A 15,834-nucleotide genomic window follows, 5' to 3' on the forward strand; every position below is an offset into this window, starting at 1 on the left:
CGACAGCGACCAAGCGGCGATGGACGCACAGGATGCGGAGCTTGCCGCCGTGCTTGCGGGCGAAGCGGGCCAGCTCCTGCTCGAATTACGCGAACGCACCGGACTGACCGGCCGCGAACTCGGCGATGCGGGCGATGCTGCGGCGAACACGCTACTGGTCGAATCACTCCGCGATATCAGGCCCGATGATGGGATTCTTTCCGAAGAGTCAGCCGATGGACCAGAACGGTTGCGGATGGACCGAGTCTGGATCATCGACCCACTCGACGGAACACGCGAATACGGCGAAGGCCGAAGCGACTGGGCCGTGCATGTCGCGCTCTCGATCGGCGGTCGCGCCGCGATCGGCGCGGTCGCTCTGCCCGGTGTGCCGGGCTCCCCGGTGCTGCGGTCGGATTTTCCGGCGGTCCTGCCGCCGCTGCCCGATGTCCCGCGCATGGTAGTCAGCCGAACCCGTCCTGCTGCTGAGGCCGCTGCCGTGGCCGAAATCTTGGGAGCGGACTGCGTTCCGATGGGGTCGGCAGGGGCCAAGGCCATGGCTATTGTACGCGGTGAGGCGGAGATCTACCTGCATTCCGGCGGTCAGCACGAATGGGATAATTGCGCACCTGTGGCCGTGGCGGCGGCGCATGGGTTGCATTGCTCACGTATCGACGGGTCGGCGATGCGCTACAACAATGCCGACACACGGATCCCCGATCTGCTGATCTGCCGGCTGGATTATGCCGAGCGCGTGCTCGCACTTGTCGCCCGGGAAGCGGAAGAAGAACCGATTAGCTGATCGGTTCTTCGCTCTCGAGCGTTGCCTCGTTCCCGGACGATATCAGGGGAACGATGTCCGGCTCTGCCGGAGGACCTTCCGGTAAATCGACGAACAGTTCCACTCGGCGGTTTGCGGCACGGCCTTCTTCGTAAGGCTCGCCTTCCTCTGTCGCATTCGGGGCAATTGGCCGCATTTCCCCTAATGCGATCACGCGAATGCGGTTTTCTTCTATGCCATTCTGCACCAGATACTCACGCACCGCTTCGGCCCTTTCGCGGGAGGCACGAAGATTGGCTTCGTCGCGGCCGACCGCATCGCTGTGACCGCGCAGGACGATCGGCCCACCGAAGGCGATCTGCGGGCTCTCGAGCACTTCCGCCAATCGGGCCTCTGCTGCCTGACTTAGCTCGGCACCACCTTCCGAAAACGGGATCACCGCCTTCAGATCCTGCATCGCCGGCTCTTCTCGAACGACTTCCACGTCGGGTCGGATGATCGAGGTCGTCGGCGCCGCGCCCTGCTGTTCGGCAATTGCCGTTTCTTCGGGCTCCGGAGCCACCGTGTCGTTGTCGCACGCGGTCAGCGCCATCGAAGCTATCAAGGCCGTTCCCCAACGCATCATCGAAAATTCCTTCCTTCCTGTCGAGCCGAACAGGCAAATTCAGCCCGCTCTCATTATCCGCCTGCCGCCTGATCAGGTCGGCTGCGGCTTGGCTCCTCGTCTTGCGGCTTTCTTCGCCGCTTTTTCTTCTGCAGTGCGCGTCACCGGCGGAGTATAGCTCAGTATGATGTCGCCAGCGCTCGGGTCGGGGCGGGATGCATGCGTAAAGAAGCGCATCCTGCCACTTTCGCGCAGCAGCAGCAGCATATGTGCAGTGTCGGGCAGCTTTTCCTGGGCATCATCGAAATCGAACTGCTCCGACAGCTTCGTCTTGCGGAAGATCCACCCTTCCCCTTGGCGCTCGTTGACGTCTTCCACCCCGAAGCCAGATTCGAACAGTGCACGTCCCCTGAGGCTCTCGGGGAGCGCACGTGGGTCCGCCTCGTTCACCTCGCCAAGCTGGTAGACGGAATCTCGGCCAATCTCGTAAGCGAATTCGTTGCAGACCAGCGCGTTGTAGGCCTCGTTCTCGGTTGCGGCGACCAGCACCTGAAAGGGGTTCAGGTCGAGATTATGTTCGGTTGCCTCGTTCAGGATCTCGCCGTGATAGAAGGGCAGGCCCTTCTGCCGCGCGGGTGCGAGCCGCTGCCAACTCGAATCCACGATCATCACCGGCGTTTTCAATTCGTGCATCTGTTCGGCCAGCGCGATGGTCCAGGAGTTTGATCCGACGATGAGCAACCCGGGACGTTCGTTGCCCTTGATCTTCAGCCAGCGCGCAACCGTATCGATGGTGAAACCGTGTGCGACAATCGTGACCACCACCACGGCGAAACTGAGCCCGATAAGGACGTTGCCATCGGCATAGCCCAGCTCGCTGAGCCGAAGGGCGAACAGACCGGAAATCGCGACAAGCACGATCCCGCGGGGCGCGATCCAGGCGACGAAAAGACGCTCGTTCCACGGCATCGACGTGCCGAGCAAGCTCAGGAGAACCGTGACGGGCCTGACGATGAACAGGAGCGCGATCAGGAACAGCCCGAACCGCCAGTTGAGGTATGACAGTTCCTCAACCTCGAGCGAGGCCGACAGCAATATGAAGATGCCCGAGACGAGCAGGACGGCGATGTTTTCCTTGAAAGGATGAATTGAGCGCAAGCTGGAGACATTCATGTTGGCCAGCGCCACACCCATGACCGTCACGGCAACGAGGCCAGCTTCGTGCTCGATCTGGTTGGAGAGCACGAACACGCCGATCACCGTGGTGAACAGGACCGGGACCTTCAGATATTCGGGTACGGTTCCGCGCGGGAAGGTAAAGGCAATTACCCACGCCGCGGCATAGCCGATCAGGCCGGAGATGACCGCCGCAATCAGCAGCGGAGGAACCACTTCGAAGACGGTCGCGCCATCTGCGGACAGGCGGAAATATTCATAGGCGATCACCGCCAGCAAGGCCCCGGTCGGGTCATTGACAATGGATTCCCACTTCAGCACCGATGCGGGCCGTGCCTGCACGCTGGATTGGCGAAGCAGGGGCAGGACGACGGTAGGTCCGGTCACCACCAGAATGCCGCCAAACAGGATGGCGACCGGCCAGACGAGCCCGGCAATGTAATAACCGGCGCCCGCGCCCAGAACCCAGCCGATGATCACGCCCACCGTGGCAAGCCGCCAGACCGAATCGCCCGAATGTTTCAATTCGCGCAGGTCAAGGCTGAGCCCGCCTTCGAACAGGATCAGCGCGACGCCGATGCCGATCATGGGTTCAAGGAGATCACCGAAAATCTCTTCAGGATTGAAGAGATGCAGCACCGGCCCGGCCAGGAACCCGGCGGCAAGCATCAGCACGATGGCCGGCCAACCCGTCCGCCAGGCAATCCACTGCGCCCCAATCCCCAAAACGCCGATTAGGGCGATGACAAGTGCCTGTTCTTCCATGGTCAGCGTTCTAGGCGGGAAATCTGCTCAGGGCAAAGACTGGCTGTCGCGGATCGCATCAGAGGCTTCATCCGCAGCCTTGTGCCGGCCACCTCGCTGTCAATCGCCTGCGAAACTTACGAGCGCGTCAACATTCACGCCAGCCTCTCGCAGCTGGCTGGCACCGCCAAGATGGGGAAGGTCGATGACGAATTCGGCACGGTCGACGATTGCACCTGCTTTACGCAGAAGGGCGGTCGCGGCCAGCGCCGTGCCTCCTGTCGCGATGAGATCATCGACGATTGCAACTCGCGAGCCCTGGCGGATGGTGTCAGGGTCCAGCTCGAGCCGGTCGTCACCATATTCGAGAGCATAGGCAACCGAAATTGTGCGACCGGGCAACTTTCCCGGTTTGCGAACCGGCAGAAACCCGATCCCGAGTTCGGCGGCGACAGCGGCACCGAAGATGAAACCGCGGGCTTCCATGCCGGCAATCGCGGTTACAGAGTGCCCGGTCAGACGTTCAGCCAAATGCCTGATGGCGCTGGAAAGGCCAGCACCATCAGCAATCAGCGTCGTGATATCGCGGAACTTGACGCCGCTCACCGGAAAGTCGGGCACCGTACGGATGAACGCCTTCAAATCGGCAAGGCTCATCCGCGCGGCAGAAATGCGGTCAGTCCTTCCGGCTAGGTTTGATCGAGGACCAGATCTGCTTTTTCGCCAGCCAGGCGAGAATTGTGGCGAACAGCAGGAAGCCAAGCACCGGCCAGCCTACCGCCTTGCGTTCAGCCATCGTCGGTTCTGCGGTCCAGGTCAGGAACGCGGCAACATCCTCGGACATCTGCGCGATCGTGGGGGAGCCGCCTTCGTAGGTCACCTGACCATCAGACGTCAGCGGTGGAGCCATGGCGAGGTTCAGGTTCGGGAAGTAGCGGTTGTAATACAGTCCTGGCGGCGTGGAGAAGTCGGGAAACTCCGCCTTCAGTTCCTCTGGGATCGCGCTGTAACCAACCAGAAGCGAATAGACATAGGCCGACCCATCATGCCGCGCCTTGGTGATCAGAGAAAGATCGGGAGGAATCGCGTTGTTGTTGGCAGCCGCAGCAGCAACGGCATTGGGGTAAGGCGAAGGAATGTAGTCGGTCGGCGTTGCCGCCCGAAGGACCGATTCACCGGTATCGGGATCGATGCCGGGGACCTGGAACTGCGCCGCAATCGCCTTGATCTCGGCCTCGGTATATTCGAGGTCGGCAAGATCGCGGAAAGCGACATACTGCAGGCCGTGGCAGGCGGAACAGACTTCCTGATAGACCTTGAAACCGCGCTGCAGCTGCGGAACGTCCCACGTGCCTAGCGGACCGTCGCTCGACAGTTCAAGGTCGAGTGGATGTTCATGGAACGCGTGTTCGGCGGTTTCTTCGCCGAAGCCTTCGGTCGCGGCGGTGAAGGCACCGGTCACGAAGGACCACAGCACGCCCAGGGCAAAGAACAGGCCGGCGAGGATACCGATAATGCGGATCATGTCAGTAGCTTTCCAATTCCTGCGTTCGTCACACCGCGGGCGAGGCGTTTTCGCCCAGCACGGGTTTCTTGTCGGAGCCCAGCACAGCCTCGGTAATCGAATAGGGCAGCGGCTGCGGCTTCTCGATCGATGAGATGATCGGCAGGATCACCAGGAAATGCAGGAAGTAATAAGCGGTCGCGATCTGGCTCAGCATCACGAAGGGCTCTTCTGCCGGAGCACCACCGCAATAGAACAGCACCAGCATCGTCGGGATCAGGCCGAACCAGAAGAACTTGCGGAACAGCGGACGATAATGGCCGGACCGTACCGGGCTCTTGTCCAGCCAGGGCAGGAAGAACCAGACCAGGATCGACGCAAACATCGCAAGCACGCCCAGCAGCTTCGCAGGAATGAAGAAGATGTCCTGCGTGAAGGCCCGCAGAATGGCGTAGAACGGCCAGAAATACCATTCGGGAACGATATGCGCCGGGGTCGAGAGCGGGTTCGCCTCGATATAATTGTCAGGGTGGCCGAGGAAATTCGGCAGGAAGAACACGAACGTCATGAGGACCAGCAGGAAGATGCCCAGTCCGAAACCATCCTTGGCGGTGTAATACGGGTGGAACGGCACGGTGTCGCTCTCTCCCTTGATCTCCACTCCGGTGGGGTTGGAGGAACCGGGGATATGCAGCGCCCAGATGTGCAGGATGACCACACCGGCAATGACGAAGGGCATCAGGAAATGGAGGCTGAAGAAGCGGTTCAGAGCGGCATTGTCAGGCGCAAAACCACCCAGCAGCCAGATTTGAAGCGGCTCACCTACCAGCGGGATGGCCCCGAAAAGGCCGGTGATGACCTTGGCGCCCCAGAAGCTCATCTGACCCCAGGGAAGGACATAGCCCATGAAAGCGGTCGCCATCATCAGCAGGAAGATGACGACGCCCAGCAGCCAGATCATCTCGCGCGGGGCCTTGTAGGAGGAATAGAACAACCCGCGGAAGATATGCAAGTAGATGACGACAAAGAAGAAGCTGGCGCCGTTGGCATGCGCGTAACGCATCATCCAGCCCCAGTTGACGTCGCGCATGATGTGTTCGGTCGTGGCGAAAGCGACAAGAGCGTTCGGCGCATAGTGCATGGCAAGAACGATGCCGGTGACGATCTGCAACATCAGCGCGAAACCGGCGAGCACGCCGAAATTCCACATGTAGTTGAGGTTGCGCGGCACCGGATAGCCCGCACCGACCGCATTGTAGACGAAGCGCGGCAGCGGCAGCCTTTCGTCCAGGAACTTGGTCAGGCCGGTCTTGGGTTCGTAAGCTTGCGCCCAGGGGAAACTCATGTCGCTATCTTTCCTCAGCCCACGGTGATCGTCGTGTCGGTCGTGAATTCATATTCCGGAACCAGCAGGTTGGTCGGAGCCGGACCTTTCCGAATGCGTCCCGCCGTGTCGTAATGCGACCCGTGGCACGGGCAGAAATAGCCGCCATATTCACCCTTGTTCTCACCCTCAGCGGCACCCAGCGGCACACAGCCGAGGTGGGTGCAAACGCCCATGGTGACGAGCATGTCGAGATGCCCTTCCCGGGTCCGTTCGTCCAATGTCTCGGGGTCACGCAGAGAACCAGCGGGAACAGCCTGCGCTTCTGCGATTTCCGCGGCAGTCAGGCGGCGCACGAAAAGCGGCTGCTTGCGGAATACGGCCTTGATGGCCTGCCCGGGTTCGATTGCGGAAACGTCGACTTCGGTCACCGCTTCGGCGAGAACGTCTTCGGAAGGGGCCATCTGGCTGATCAGCGGGTACAGAACGAACACGGCGCCGACGCCGCCAGCGCTGACGGCCGCGATATTGATGAAATCGCGGCGACGCACACCGTCATCCGCCGTGTCATCGATTTGCCTGACCGGAATTTCGGTCGTCGCGGTACCGGTTGTGTCAGCCATCAGCCCTTGCCTTGCCTGCCGCGACCCGATCGTGCGGCGGTTCGCGTTGATTTTCACGGTGTCTTCGCACCCGGGAACCCTGGTACGCCGGATCGCCAAGCCGCCTGTAAAGGCGAGGCTTTCAATACCGGTTTTGCCGCGCTGATAGTGACAAAAGCGCCCGGTGCCAACCGGATTCTTGGCAAAATTGTGGTGAGACCGGATGCTGGATCCCAGCCTTCCGCTACGGCTTCGGTTGGCAACAGCCTATCATGATGCGGGCAGCGCGATCAGTGAAATCTGGCGACCGCCCGTTTCTTCGCCGCGATGAGTTGCAAGGCGGAAGGAGTGGAAGCGGTCCGGATGTCGGTAGGTGTCGATTGCCAGCGCCTCGACCTTTTCAATTCCGGCGTCCGCCAACCGGGCCGCGACATACCCCGCCAAGTCGAACTGCCAGTGATCTTTCCGACCGGGCGCGAAGCAGGCGGCATCCCCAAGCTCGAAATGGTTCTTCATGTTGCCGCCGACTTCGTAACTTTCCTGTGCGATGCAGGGCCCGATAGCGGCCTTGATCCTGTCTGCTTGCGCGCCAGCGCGCACCATCGCGCTCACCGAATTGCCAAGGATGCCGCCCTGCGCGCCGCGCCATCCTGCATGCACGGCAGCGATGACGCCCGCTTCCTCGTCCGCCAGCAGGACCGGCGCGCAGTCCGCCGTTACGACGGCAATGGCGAGTTCACGGCATTTCGTGACCAGAGCGTCCGCTGCGATGTCGCGGGAATGGCTTGCCGGATCGGTGACAAAGACGACATCTGCCGAGTGCACCTGCCGGACCATCAGCAACGGTCCGCCTTGGCCGACGGCGGCCAGTGCAGCGGCTTCATCAGGACCCTTGCTGCCCTTTTGCATGAAGGCGTGGGGGATGCCCTGCAGCACCCCCGCCGTCACGCCCTGCGGCTCAGCCTGCTCGTCGCTTACTTCCTCAACCAAGGCTGCGGGTGACCTGTTCGAAGGTATCGCGCGACAGTTTGGCTGCCTTGGCGATGCGCTCCAGCTGTTCGCGCATCATCGCAGCGCGGCGTGGTTCGATCCGCCGCCAGCGGCCCAGCGGTGACACGAAACGGGCGGCGATCTGCGGATTTACGGGGTCGAGTTCGAGGATGAGATCCGCGATTATCCGATAGCCCTCGCCGCTCTCCGCATGGAAGCCGTGCGGATTACCGGCGAAAGCCATGTACAGGCTGCGCACGCGGTTGGGGTTGGTCAGCGTGAAATCGGGATGCTCGGCCAGCGCCTTCACATGGTCGAGCACTGCGGGATGGAGTGAAGATGCCTGCAGCGCGAACCATTTGTCGATGACGAGCGCATTTCCATCATAACGGCGGTGGAAGTCGATCAGGCGATCGGTGCGCACGGCGCTGTCGATGCCGGTCAGCACCATCAGCGCCCCTTGGCGGTCCGTCATGTTATCCGCGCTATCATATTGAGCGGCTGCCATCTGCGCGGCAAGCTGCGGATTGCCCGCGGCCAGATAGACGAGCGCCTGCGTCTTCAGCTTGCGCGCACCGCGCGAGGCGACGTCGGCAGAATATGCGATGCCGCCGGCCCGTTCATGCGCGGCGATCAGTTCGCCCTCAAGCTGTCTGGCGAGCCATTCTTTCAGTTTCTCGCGCTCGGCATGGATCTTCGCCGGGTCCGCCACCAGCATCTGTTCGGCGATGTAGGTGAGGCCGGGCATGGTCATCAGTTCCGCCCGCATGGAAGCGTCCAGCCTCTCATCCTGCAAAACCGCCCGCAGCGCGGCTGCGATGGCGCTTTGCCCCGCGTCGCGCTCGCGGTCGTCCAGCCCGTCACCAAGGCTGGCGGTGAGATGGCCGAGGATCAGATCCTGCATCGCCTCGTAACGGGCGAAGGAATCATCGTCATGCGCGGCAAGGAAGGTGAGATCGTCGCGGGAAATCTCGCGCGAAATGCGCACCGGCGCGGAGAAGCCACGGTTGACGGACAGAACGGGCGGCTGCGTCGAGCCTTCGAAGGACAGTTCCTTTTCCGCCGTATCGAGCATCACCAGCCGTTCGCCATCGTGTGTGCCGGTGAATCGGTCGAACAAGGCGATCTTCAGCGGGATGGGCATAGGATGCTTTGCCGGCTGCCCGGGAGTCGGCGGTACTGTTTGCGAGAGGCGAATGGTAATGGTGTCGCCTTGGTGGCGCGTGGTAATCTGCACCTGCGGCGTACCGGCCTGCGAATACCAAAGGCGGAACTTTTCGAGGTCCAGCCCGGCCCCGTCTTCCATGCTGCGGATGAAGTCTTCGCATGTCGCGGCCTCGCCGTCATGGCGATCGAAATAGAGGTCGGTGCCTTTGCGGAAGGCATCGGGTCCGGCCATGGTCCGCATCATGCGAATGACCTCGGCACCCTTGTTGTAGATAGTGCTGGTGTAGAAATTCGAGATCTCGCGGAAGCTGTCGGGCCGGATAGGATGCGCCAGAGGGCCGGAATCCTCCGGGAACTGGACGCTGCGCAGGATGCGGACATCCTCGATGCGCTTCACCGCCTCACCCTGGCAATCCTGGCTGAAAAGCTGGTCACGCAGGACGGTGAAGCCTTCCTTCAGGCTCAGCTGGAACCAGTCGCGGCAGGTGACGCGGTTGCCCGACCAATTGTGGAAATATTCATGCGCGATCACGCCTTCGACCGCGTCGTAATCGCCATCCGTCGCGGTTTCAGGGTCGGCCAGGACGTATTTGGTATTGAATACGTTCAGCCCCTTGTTCTCCATTGCGCCCATGTTGAAATCGCTGACGGCGACGATGTTGAACAGGTCGAGATCATATTCCCGACCGAAGGTTTGCTCGTCCCACGCCATGCTCTTCTTCAGCGATTGCATGGCGTGATCGGTACGCCCCAGATCGCCTTCGCGGACGTAGATTGCGAGATCGACCTCGCGTCCGCTCATCGTGGTGAAGCTGTCGCGATTGTCGACGAGATCGCCTGCGATCAGCGCGAACAGATAAGAAGGCTTCAGCCACGGATCGTGCCATTCGGCCCAGTGGGTACCGTCTTCATTGTCCCCTTCGGCGACCTTGTTGCCATTGGAAAGCAGGACGGGAAAGCGCGCCTTGTCACCTTCCATCCGCACCAAATAGCTCGACAGGACATCGGGCCGGTCGGGAAAGAAGGTGATGCGGCGAAAGCCCTCCGCCTCGCATTGCGTGCAGAGCATTCCGCCAGATGCGAACAGGCCCATCAGCTGGCTGTTGGCAGAGGGATTCACCTCGGTGACCATGCGGATCTCGTGTTCGTCGGCGGGGAGGGAAACCAGCAGGTCGGACCCGTCCATCGTCCAGCCATGCGTGATCTCGCCATCCACTTCGACCGACAAGGGTTCCAGCGCATCGCCGTTGAGGCGGATGTGGCGCGCACCCTCGCCCGCGACCTTGTCACCCGCCGCCTGATCTGTCTTGCGGCTGACCTTCAGCGTCGCGGCGATGCGGGTGCGCTCCAGACCCAGCCTGAAATCGAGCGCGATTTCCGGCACATCCCAGGGGAAAGGCTTATAGTCCAGCCGCCGGATCGTGGCCGGGTGCTGCGGTTCGGGCGCGGCGTCCGCCATCTCGTGATTGCCGCTGGCAGTGGACGGGGTAGGGGCGATATCCATCGAAGAATCCTGTCTCGGGTCATGTCGGCCACCGCGAGATTCGGGCGGCGGGGGTGCATCGGAGCGTTCATGCGCTATAACGCGCTACATGGTCCAGATGTTCATTTTCGGCCTCGGCTACACTGCCAGCCGTATCGCCGATGCCGTCCGAGCGGCGGGCGGGCACGTGGATGCGACGGGCAGCGCAGGCAATATCGACTTTGCTGACCCGGGCGCGGTGCAAGGTGCCTTGGCACAAGCGACCCACATCCTGTCGAGCGTGCCTCCTGCCGATGGCAGCGACCCGGTGCTCGACCGTTACGGGGCAAGTCTTGCGGGCAGGCGCCTGCTCTATCTGTCCTCCACCGGCGTCTATGGCGATGCACGGGGCGCGTGGGTGGATGAAGCCTCCCCCACCGGCCATGGGCGGCGTTCGGCGCGGGCGCAATGCGACGCACGCTGGCTGGAGGCGGGCGCGCGGGTCTTCCGCCTGCCCGGCATATACGGCCCCGGCCGCAGTCCGCTCGACCGGGTGCGCGAGGGGCGGGCGCATCGCATCGACATGCCCGGACAGGTGTTCAGCCGCATTCACGTGGACGACATCGTGCGCGGAATCATGGCGGGTCTGGATGCTGCGCCTGGAGCCTACAACCTTGCCGACGACCTGCCAGCCAGCCACAATCTGGTGACGGAGGAAGCCTGCCGGTTGCTCGGCACCCCGCCGCCCCCGCTTCAGACGATAGATGAGGCCGGACTGTCGCCCATGGCGCGGGGTTTCTACGCGGAAAATCGCCGGGTCGCGAACGGCAAGGCTAAGCGAGGGCTAGGCTGGCGCCCCCGCTTTCCCGATTATCGGAGCGGGCTGCGTGCCCTGCTGCAAGCCGATTAGGGAATCGCGGCCTTTGCTCCGGCTTCTTCAGCGGCGCTGACGGGCGGCGCAACCGATACGCGCCGGGCACGCAGCGCCAGCACCAGCCCGATCAGTGCGAGGACGGCCCCGAGCACCGTCAGTGGAGTCCATCGATACCCCTCGAACAGCGTCGTCAGCAGCATGGCAACGATGACGGTGACGATGCCATTGTAGGCCGCCCGCCCTGCGCCAATGTTGCGCACCAGAGTGTAATGCAGCGGGAAGGTCACCACCGAACCCGCCAGCGCCAGCCAGGCTATACCCGCCCAATAGCTGGGCCGCGTCGGTATTTCTGGCGGGCCCGCCGTCCACCAGGCCAGCGCGAAATCGGCGATCGTGCCATACAGCATCGACCAGGCGAGCAGGCTCACCATCGGCAGAACCCGCCCCGTCTTGTTCGCCTGCACCACATTCGCGATGCTGGCCGACAGAATGCCCATGGCCGCGAGAGTGATCCCTAGGGCGATGTTACCGTCCAGAGGCGACATTTGCGCCTCATGAACCAGCAGCAGGGCGATGCCCGACAGCGCGACCATGCTACCGATGACGAAATTGCGCGTGACCGCATTGCCGAGCAGAAATCGGCCGAAGATGGCATTGGGCACGATCAGCATGGTGAACATCACCGCCACGATGCCCGACGTCAGGTGCAATTCGGCCCTGTAGACGAAGTTGAAATTCCCGCAGAACTGGGTGATCCCGATGGCGAGCGCCAGCCACTGGCCGTTGCGGCCGATGGCAAGGCTCTTACCCATGAACTTCGCGACCAGGAACATGGCCGGAGTCGCCAGCAGGAAGCGCCAGGCGACGCTCCAGCTTGGCGGGACGCCGTCGATCTGGTCCTTGATGACCCACCAGGTACTGCCCCAGATGATGCCGGTCAGAAGGAAGGGCAGCACGATGGCGGGCTGCAGCAGGCCGTGTGGCGGGGCAGCCTGCTCTGCCGGAGCGGAGGCCCCGTCACCGGGACTTGCGGCGTTGGTCACAGCGAGGAGATTGCGCGAGCGAGGGCCATGGCGTCATCCTGACGGCTGTTCCACGCGGTGACGAAGCGGGCGGCGTCGATGCCCCAGTCGTAGAAGGCGAAATCCTGCTCCCGCAGCGCCTCGCGTTCCGCCGCCGTGCAGCGGACGAACAATTCGTTGGCTTCCACCGGATGCATCAGCCTGTCGGCGCATGCGCTCGCGATTTCCTGCGCCGCTGCATTGGCGGAGCGGGCATTCTGAAGCCACAGATCGCCTTCGAGCATCGCCAGCAATTGCGCCGCCATGAACCGGCCCTTGGATTGCAGATGGCCCGCCCGCTTACGCCGGTAACGGGCGACATCTGCCAGCGCCGGATCGAAGAAGAGAATGGCTTCGGTGCTCATCCCGCCGTTTTTTACCGCGCCGAAGCTGAGCGCATCGACGGAACCTGCCGCCTCTCCCGCCGGAACGCCGAGAAACGCCGCTGCATTGGCGAAGCGCGCCCCATCCATGTGGAGGCGCAGCCCCTTGGCGTGTGCGTAGTCCGCGATTTGCGCGATCTCTTCCGGGCGATAGGCGCAGCCATATTCGCTCGCCTGGGTGATCGAGACAGCATGCGGCTGCACCTGATGCACATCGTCGCGAATGGGTTCGACCACCGCGCTGATCGTATCTACGGTCAGCTTTGCGTGATCGCCTTCGCACAGCAGCAGCTTGGCACCATGGAGGTAGAAACCCGGCGCGCCGCCTTCGTCCATCTCGATATGCGCTTCAAGGTGGCAGACCACCCCGCCATGCGGCTGCACCATGGTGCTGAGCGCCAGGCAATTGGCCGCCGTGCCGGTCGCCACCCACAGCGCCACGCATTCGCGCCCGAATGCGCTGGAGAAGGCTTCGTCCATCGCCTGCGACAGGCGGTCGCCGTCATAGGGGCTGTCGGCCTCGTCCACTGCGCGCATCGCGTCCCACAGGCGCGGGTGGCAGGGGGCGGCATTGTCGGACAGGAATTGCTTTGCACTCATGGGAACGCCCTTACCGACCGACCCGTTTAAGGCAAGAAGCCTCAGCAGGAGAAACCCCTTGGCCCAAGACACCCCGCCGCAGACCGCCGCCCAGATCACCCATCATGACGAGACCACCCACGGCGAATATGTCGCCACCGTCGAAGGCGCGGATGCCAAGGGCCGTTTGACGTGGAAGGCGCGCGGCAATGCCCGCATCGCTGACCACACGCTGGTGCCGCCGGCGATCGGCGGGCGCGGCGTGGCGCTGGATCTGGTCAAGGCGCTGGTGGCGGATGCGCGGGCGGAAGGCTTCACCATCGTGCCGCAGTGTTCCTACGTCGAGGCCCAGTTCCGCAAGCATCCCGAATGGGCTGATCTGCGGGCTCCGGTGGAAAGCTGACGACCTTATCGCCGCTCAGCCCTGCATAAGTGCGCTGAAATCGCGGGAACGGATGCTGGACAATATACCTCGGCGCAATGCGTGAGCACGATCGAGTTCGATCCCGCGTATCGCAAATTTGCCGCCTGCGAGTCCCAGGTGCAGCGTTGCGTAACCGCGTCTGCGGGCAATCGGTCCCTGCACGATTTCTGCCGATTGCAGCTTGATCCTGCTGGCGACGTTCAGCGTCGGAGCAAACAGGCCGGTCCTATTGTAAATCTGGTGCAGGTCGATCGAATGCCGCTCGCGTTGCCAGAGAAGCCATTGGCGTACCGCGAGAGTAACGGCGGCAAACGGTGCAATCGCGAGCAGGATCGCCCGGACAGTCGCCTCCTCCGCCTCAAACCACAAGGAAGCCGCGAGAAACGCCGATACAAGTAGCAGCAGGCCAAATTCGATCAGAGCTTGATCGACACGGTAGCGCGCACTGGATCTGCGCCATTCGGTATTGCCGGCCGCGTCGACAGGCAGCGAGAAGCCGGCAGTTTCGGCAATCGGTGTCATTTCGGACGTTCTTGCGAAAGGTGCCACGACATGACTGGCGCTGCCCGCGTCCTGCGCAAGGCTGATGAACTTCAGCCCATGCCAGCCGAAAAACCGCCGGACTACCCCGGTTGTAACCTGGACGGCCTGAACGCGATGCTTCGGCATCACCACATCGGTTCGCGTGAACAGACCGCGGCGGCGGCGGAACCCTCTGTCCGTCTCCTCAAGGCGGAAATCCCAGTCGCGGGTAAATGTCCGGATGAATCCGGTCGTCATGCCGACCACGATCAGGGTTGCTGCCGCGACTACCGCTCCGGCCGCCTGCGCTGCGAAGCCCAGCCCCTGCAGCCAGGCGCCCGGCCCGGCGAGGCGATCTTGCCAGCCGTCGAAATCCCACAGGTCGAAAGGCAGAAGGAAATCGAACTGCTGCGCCGCACCGGCGAACACCGCCACCACGGCAAGTGAAAATTCGAACAATCCGAAGGTCAGCAGCCGCCTGTTGTCCATCGCGAAAAGAGGCGGTGCCGTTCGCGTAGCCTGCGGCTCGTCCGCTTTGCTAAGAGCCTCCGTGGATGCAGGGTCAGCCGGGCCGCTGTTGCGGATGCGGACCGTTTCGCGCAGCGCTTCCCCTTCCGCTTCTGTCAAAAAGGCAAGCTTCAATTCGTCCTTGCCGCCCGCGCCGGTTTCGAACCGCACTTCCACCAAGCCCAGCAGGCGGGGCACCAAACCTTGTTCAAGGCTGACATCCTGAATGCGTTCGAAAGGAACGGAACGCGCAGCTCGGGACAGGATACCGCTTTCGACACGAATATCGTCTGTCCCTATTCGGTAGGTCAGTCTTCGCCATGCGATGTAGCCAACGCTCATCGACAGGATCACGATGATGAAACCCAGCCCGATCGCAGCCGTAAGCCCGAGCCTGAGATCATCATTGGCAAAGACCAGTGCAACCATCGGCAAGAGGGCATTCTTCACCCCCTGGAGGCCGCGAACGATGAAGCCGAGGGGATGCGTCCTCCTGCCTTCCGTCGCCTTGCATGGTGCGGGGCCGCTTGCCTCGCCGAGCACGGCGGTGCCGGCGTCATCGGAAGTGGTCACAGCGACTCGCGGCCGATATGCGCGCGGATCGTCTCGCGCATGACGCGCGCATCCTCATCCAGCAGTCCCGGCAGGCGTACGCTGGCGTTGTGACTGCCTGCGGTATGCACCGTCAGCGTTGACAAGCCGTAGTAACGTTCCACGGGATCACGATTTAAATCGATATGCTGCACCCGCCCGAACGGCACGACCGCATCGGAGCGGAACAGCAGCCCGCGAACCACCCGCAGCCGTTCATCGCCCATGGCATAGCCTCGCGCGTGATACCGCCGGGTCGGCAGGCGCAGCACGAGCAAGCCCAGCAGAAGCAGCACGGGCAGCAGGACGAAACCGGGAAAGAGAACCTCCGCCGCTTCCACGATCAGCGCCACGATCAGGATCGGCACTGCGATGATCAGGGCCCACACCCGGATCACCTTGGCGTAGTTCGGATGAAGCGGGCGCAAGCCTTCATTGTCGGCTGCTAATGCTGGAAACCCGCCCTCGTCGGCGGAGGTCTCCGGCTCCGCAGGTTCGGCCCATTCAGCGTTATCATTGGTCATCGAGGCATAATCCTAAGCGCGGCGAGCCGCCGGACA

15 protein-coding genes are annotated in these 15,834 nt (G+C 62.6%); 3 read left to right on the forward strand and 12 right to left on the reverse strand.

What is annotated here, in order from left to right; genetic code table 11:
• Positions 1 to 19 precede the first annotated feature (19 nt).
• A complete protein-coding gene (locus G7A66_RS10130) occupies positions 20 to 781 on the forward strand; it encodes a 3'(2'),5'-bisphosphate nucleotidase CysQ (protein ID WP_174295981.1) in 762 nt (253 codons plus the stop codon).
• Here the strand turns inward: G7A66_RS10130 and G7A66_RS10135 are convergent.
• The 8 genes from G7A66_RS10135 to pepN form a co-directional block, all read right to left on the reverse strand.
• The gene (locus tag G7A66_RS10135) at positions 774 to 1,385 is read right to left on the reverse strand and encodes an OmpA family protein (RefSeq protein WP_174295568.1); all 612 of its coding nucleotides are present in this window, start codon (positions 1,383 to 1,385) and stop codon (positions 774 to 776) included. The genes G7A66_RS10130 and G7A66_RS10135 overlap by 8 nt on opposite strands.
• A gap of 72 nt (positions 1,386 to 1,457) precedes the next feature.
• Positions 1,458 to 3,305 carry a cation:proton antiporter gene (locus tag G7A66_RS10140; RefSeq protein ID WP_174295569.1) on the reverse strand — a complete coding sequence of 616 codons (1,848 nt, stop codon included), beginning with the start codon at positions 3,303 to 3,305 and terminating at the stop codon, positions 1,458 to 1,460.
• 99 nt (positions 3,306 to 3,404) lie between these two features.
• Positions 3,405 to 3,941 (reverse strand): adenine phosphoribosyltransferase, encoded by a 537-nt coding sequence (locus G7A66_RS10145; protein WP_174295570.1) that lies wholly within the window; start codon positions 3,939 to 3,941, stop codon positions 3,405 to 3,407.
• A gap of 19 nt (positions 3,942 to 3,960) precedes the next feature.
• Positions 3,961 to 4,809, reverse strand: a complete 849-nt coding sequence (locus tag G7A66_RS10150) for a cytochrome c1 (RefSeq protein WP_174295571.1) — start codon at positions 4,807 to 4,809, stop codon at positions 3,961 to 3,963.
• Positions 4,810 to 4,837: 28 nt separating this feature from the next.
• Positions 4,838 to 6,133: a cytochrome b gene (locus G7A66_RS10155; RefSeq protein WP_174295572.1), complete on the reverse strand. Its 1,296-nt coding sequence runs from the start codon at positions 6,131 to 6,133 to the stop codon at positions 4,838 to 4,840.
• A gap of 14 nt (positions 6,134 to 6,147) precedes the next feature.
• Entirely contained in the window at positions 6,148 to 6,735 is a 588-nt protein-coding gene (gene petA / locus G7A66_RS10160) for a ubiquinol-cytochrome c reductase iron-sulfur subunit (RefSeq protein WP_174295573.1), read from the reverse strand.
• A 249-nt stretch (positions 6,736 to 6,984) separates the two neighbouring features.
• The gene (gene pgeF / locus G7A66_RS10165; RefSeq protein ID WP_232366800.1) at positions 6,985 to 7,704 is read right to left on the reverse strand and encodes a peptidoglycan editing factor PgeF; all 720 of its coding nucleotides are present in this window, start codon (positions 7,702 to 7,704) and stop codon (positions 6,985 to 6,987) included.
• The gene (pepN, locus tag G7A66_RS10170; RefSeq protein WP_174295574.1) at positions 7,697 to 10,375 is read right to left on the reverse strand and encodes an aminopeptidase N; all 2,679 of its coding nucleotides are present in this window, start codon (positions 10,373 to 10,375) and stop codon (positions 7,697 to 7,699) included. Before pepN ends, pgeF begins: the two co-directional genes overlap by 8 nt.
• Positions 10,376 to 10,463: 88 nt before the next feature.
• Between pepN and G7A66_RS10175 the strand changes: the two genes are divergently transcribed.
• Positions 10,464 to 11,243 carry a Rossmann-fold NAD(P)-binding domain-containing protein gene (locus tag G7A66_RS10175; RefSeq protein ID WP_174295575.1) on the forward strand — a complete coding sequence of 260 codons (780 nt, stop codon included), beginning with the start codon at positions 10,464 to 10,466 and terminating at the stop codon, positions 11,241 to 11,243.
• Here the strand turns inward: G7A66_RS10175 and G7A66_RS10180 are convergent.
• Both G7A66_RS10180 and G7A66_RS10185 read right to left on the reverse strand, forming a co-directional pair.
• A complete protein-coding gene (locus G7A66_RS10180; protein WP_332310532.1) occupies positions 11,240 to 12,250 on the reverse strand; it encodes a DMT family transporter in 1,011 nt (336 codons plus the stop codon). The genes G7A66_RS10175 and G7A66_RS10180 overlap by 4 nt on opposite strands.
• Complete coding sequence (locus G7A66_RS10185) at positions 12,247 to 13,251, reverse strand: threonine aldolase family protein (RefSeq protein WP_174295576.1); 1,005 nt, start codon at positions 13,249 to 13,251, stop codon at positions 12,247 to 12,249. The genes G7A66_RS10180 and G7A66_RS10185 overlap by 4 nt, the downstream gene beginning before the upstream one ends.
• Positions 13,252 to 13,309: 58 nt before the next feature.
• On the opposite strand from G7A66_RS10185, the gene G7A66_RS10190 reads away from it, so the two are divergent.
• A complete protein-coding gene (locus G7A66_RS10190; RefSeq protein ID WP_232366801.1) occupies positions 13,310 to 13,633 on the forward strand; it encodes a GNAT family N-acetyltransferase in 324 nt (107 codons plus the stop codon).
• Between the two features lie 15 nt (positions 13,634 to 13,648).
• Here G7A66_RS10190 and G7A66_RS10195 read toward each other — a convergent pair whose 3' ends face one another.
• Together G7A66_RS10195 and G7A66_RS10200 are read right to left on the reverse strand one after the other, a co-directional pair.
• Complete coding sequence (locus G7A66_RS10195; RefSeq protein WP_332310533.1) at positions 13,649 to 15,256, reverse strand: PH domain-containing protein; 1,608 nt, start codon at positions 15,254 to 15,256, stop codon at positions 13,649 to 13,651.
• Positions 15,253 to 15,798: a PH domain-containing protein gene (locus tag G7A66_RS10200; RefSeq protein WP_174295578.1), complete on the reverse strand. Its 546-nt coding sequence runs from the start codon at positions 15,796 to 15,798 to the stop codon at positions 15,253 to 15,255. The genes G7A66_RS10195 and G7A66_RS10200 overlap by 4 nt, the downstream gene beginning before the upstream one ends.
• Positions 15,799 to 15,834: the final 36 nt, after the last annotated feature.

The sequence above is a fragment of the Alteripontixanthobacter muriae genome (assembly GCF_013336795.1).
Classification (GTDB): domain Bacteria; phylum Pseudomonadota; class Alphaproteobacteria; order Sphingomonadales; family Sphingomonadaceae; genus Pseudopontixanthobacter; species Pseudopontixanthobacter muriae.

What these genes read in the sequence shown, in the direction of transcription:
- G7A66_RS10135 (WP_174295568.1), bottom strand. Translation starts at nt 1,385, where the DNA reads ATGATGCGTTGGGGAACGGCCTTGATAGCTTCGATGGCGCTGACCGCG.
- pepN (WP_174295574.1), bottom strand. Translation starts at nt 10,375, where the DNA reads ATGGATATCGCCCCTACCCCGTCCACTGCCAGCGGCAATCACGAGATG.
- G7A66_RS10145 (WP_174295570.1), bottom strand. Translation starts at nt 3,941, where the DNA reads ATGAGCCTTGCCGATTTGAAGGCGTTCATCCGTACGGTGCCCGACTTT.
- G7A66_RS10200 (WP_174295578.1), bottom strand. Translation starts at nt 15,798, where the DNA reads ATGACCAATGATAACGCTGAATGGGCCGAACCTGCGGAGCCGGAGACC.
- G7A66_RS10130 (WP_174295981.1), top strand. Translation starts at nt 20, where the DNA reads ATGGACGCACAGGATGCGGAGCTTGCCGCCGTGCTTGCGGGCGAAGCG.
- G7A66_RS10185 (WP_174295576.1), bottom strand. Translation starts at nt 13,251, where the DNA reads ATGAGTGCAAAGCAATTCCTGTCCGACAATGCCGCCCCCTGCCACCCG.
- petA (WP_174295573.1), bottom strand. Translation starts at nt 6,735, where the DNA reads ATGGCTGACACAACCGGTACCGCGACGACCGAAATTCCGGTCAGGCAA.
- G7A66_RS10175 (WP_174295575.1), top strand. Translation starts at nt 10,464, where the DNA reads ATGGTCCAGATGTTCATTTTCGGCCTCGGCTACACTGCCAGCCGTATC.
- G7A66_RS10150 (WP_174295571.1), bottom strand. Translation starts at nt 4,809, where the DNA reads ATGATCCGCATTATCGGTATCCTCGCCGGCCTGTTCTTTGCCCTGGGC.
- G7A66_RS10140 (WP_174295569.1), bottom strand. Translation starts at nt 3,305, where the DNA reads ATGGAAGAACAGGCACTTGTCATCGCCCTAATCGGCGTTTTGGGGATT.
- G7A66_RS10155 (WP_174295572.1), bottom strand. Translation starts at nt 6,133, where the DNA reads ATGAGTTTCCCCTGGGCGCAAGCTTACGAACCCAAGACCGGCCTGACC.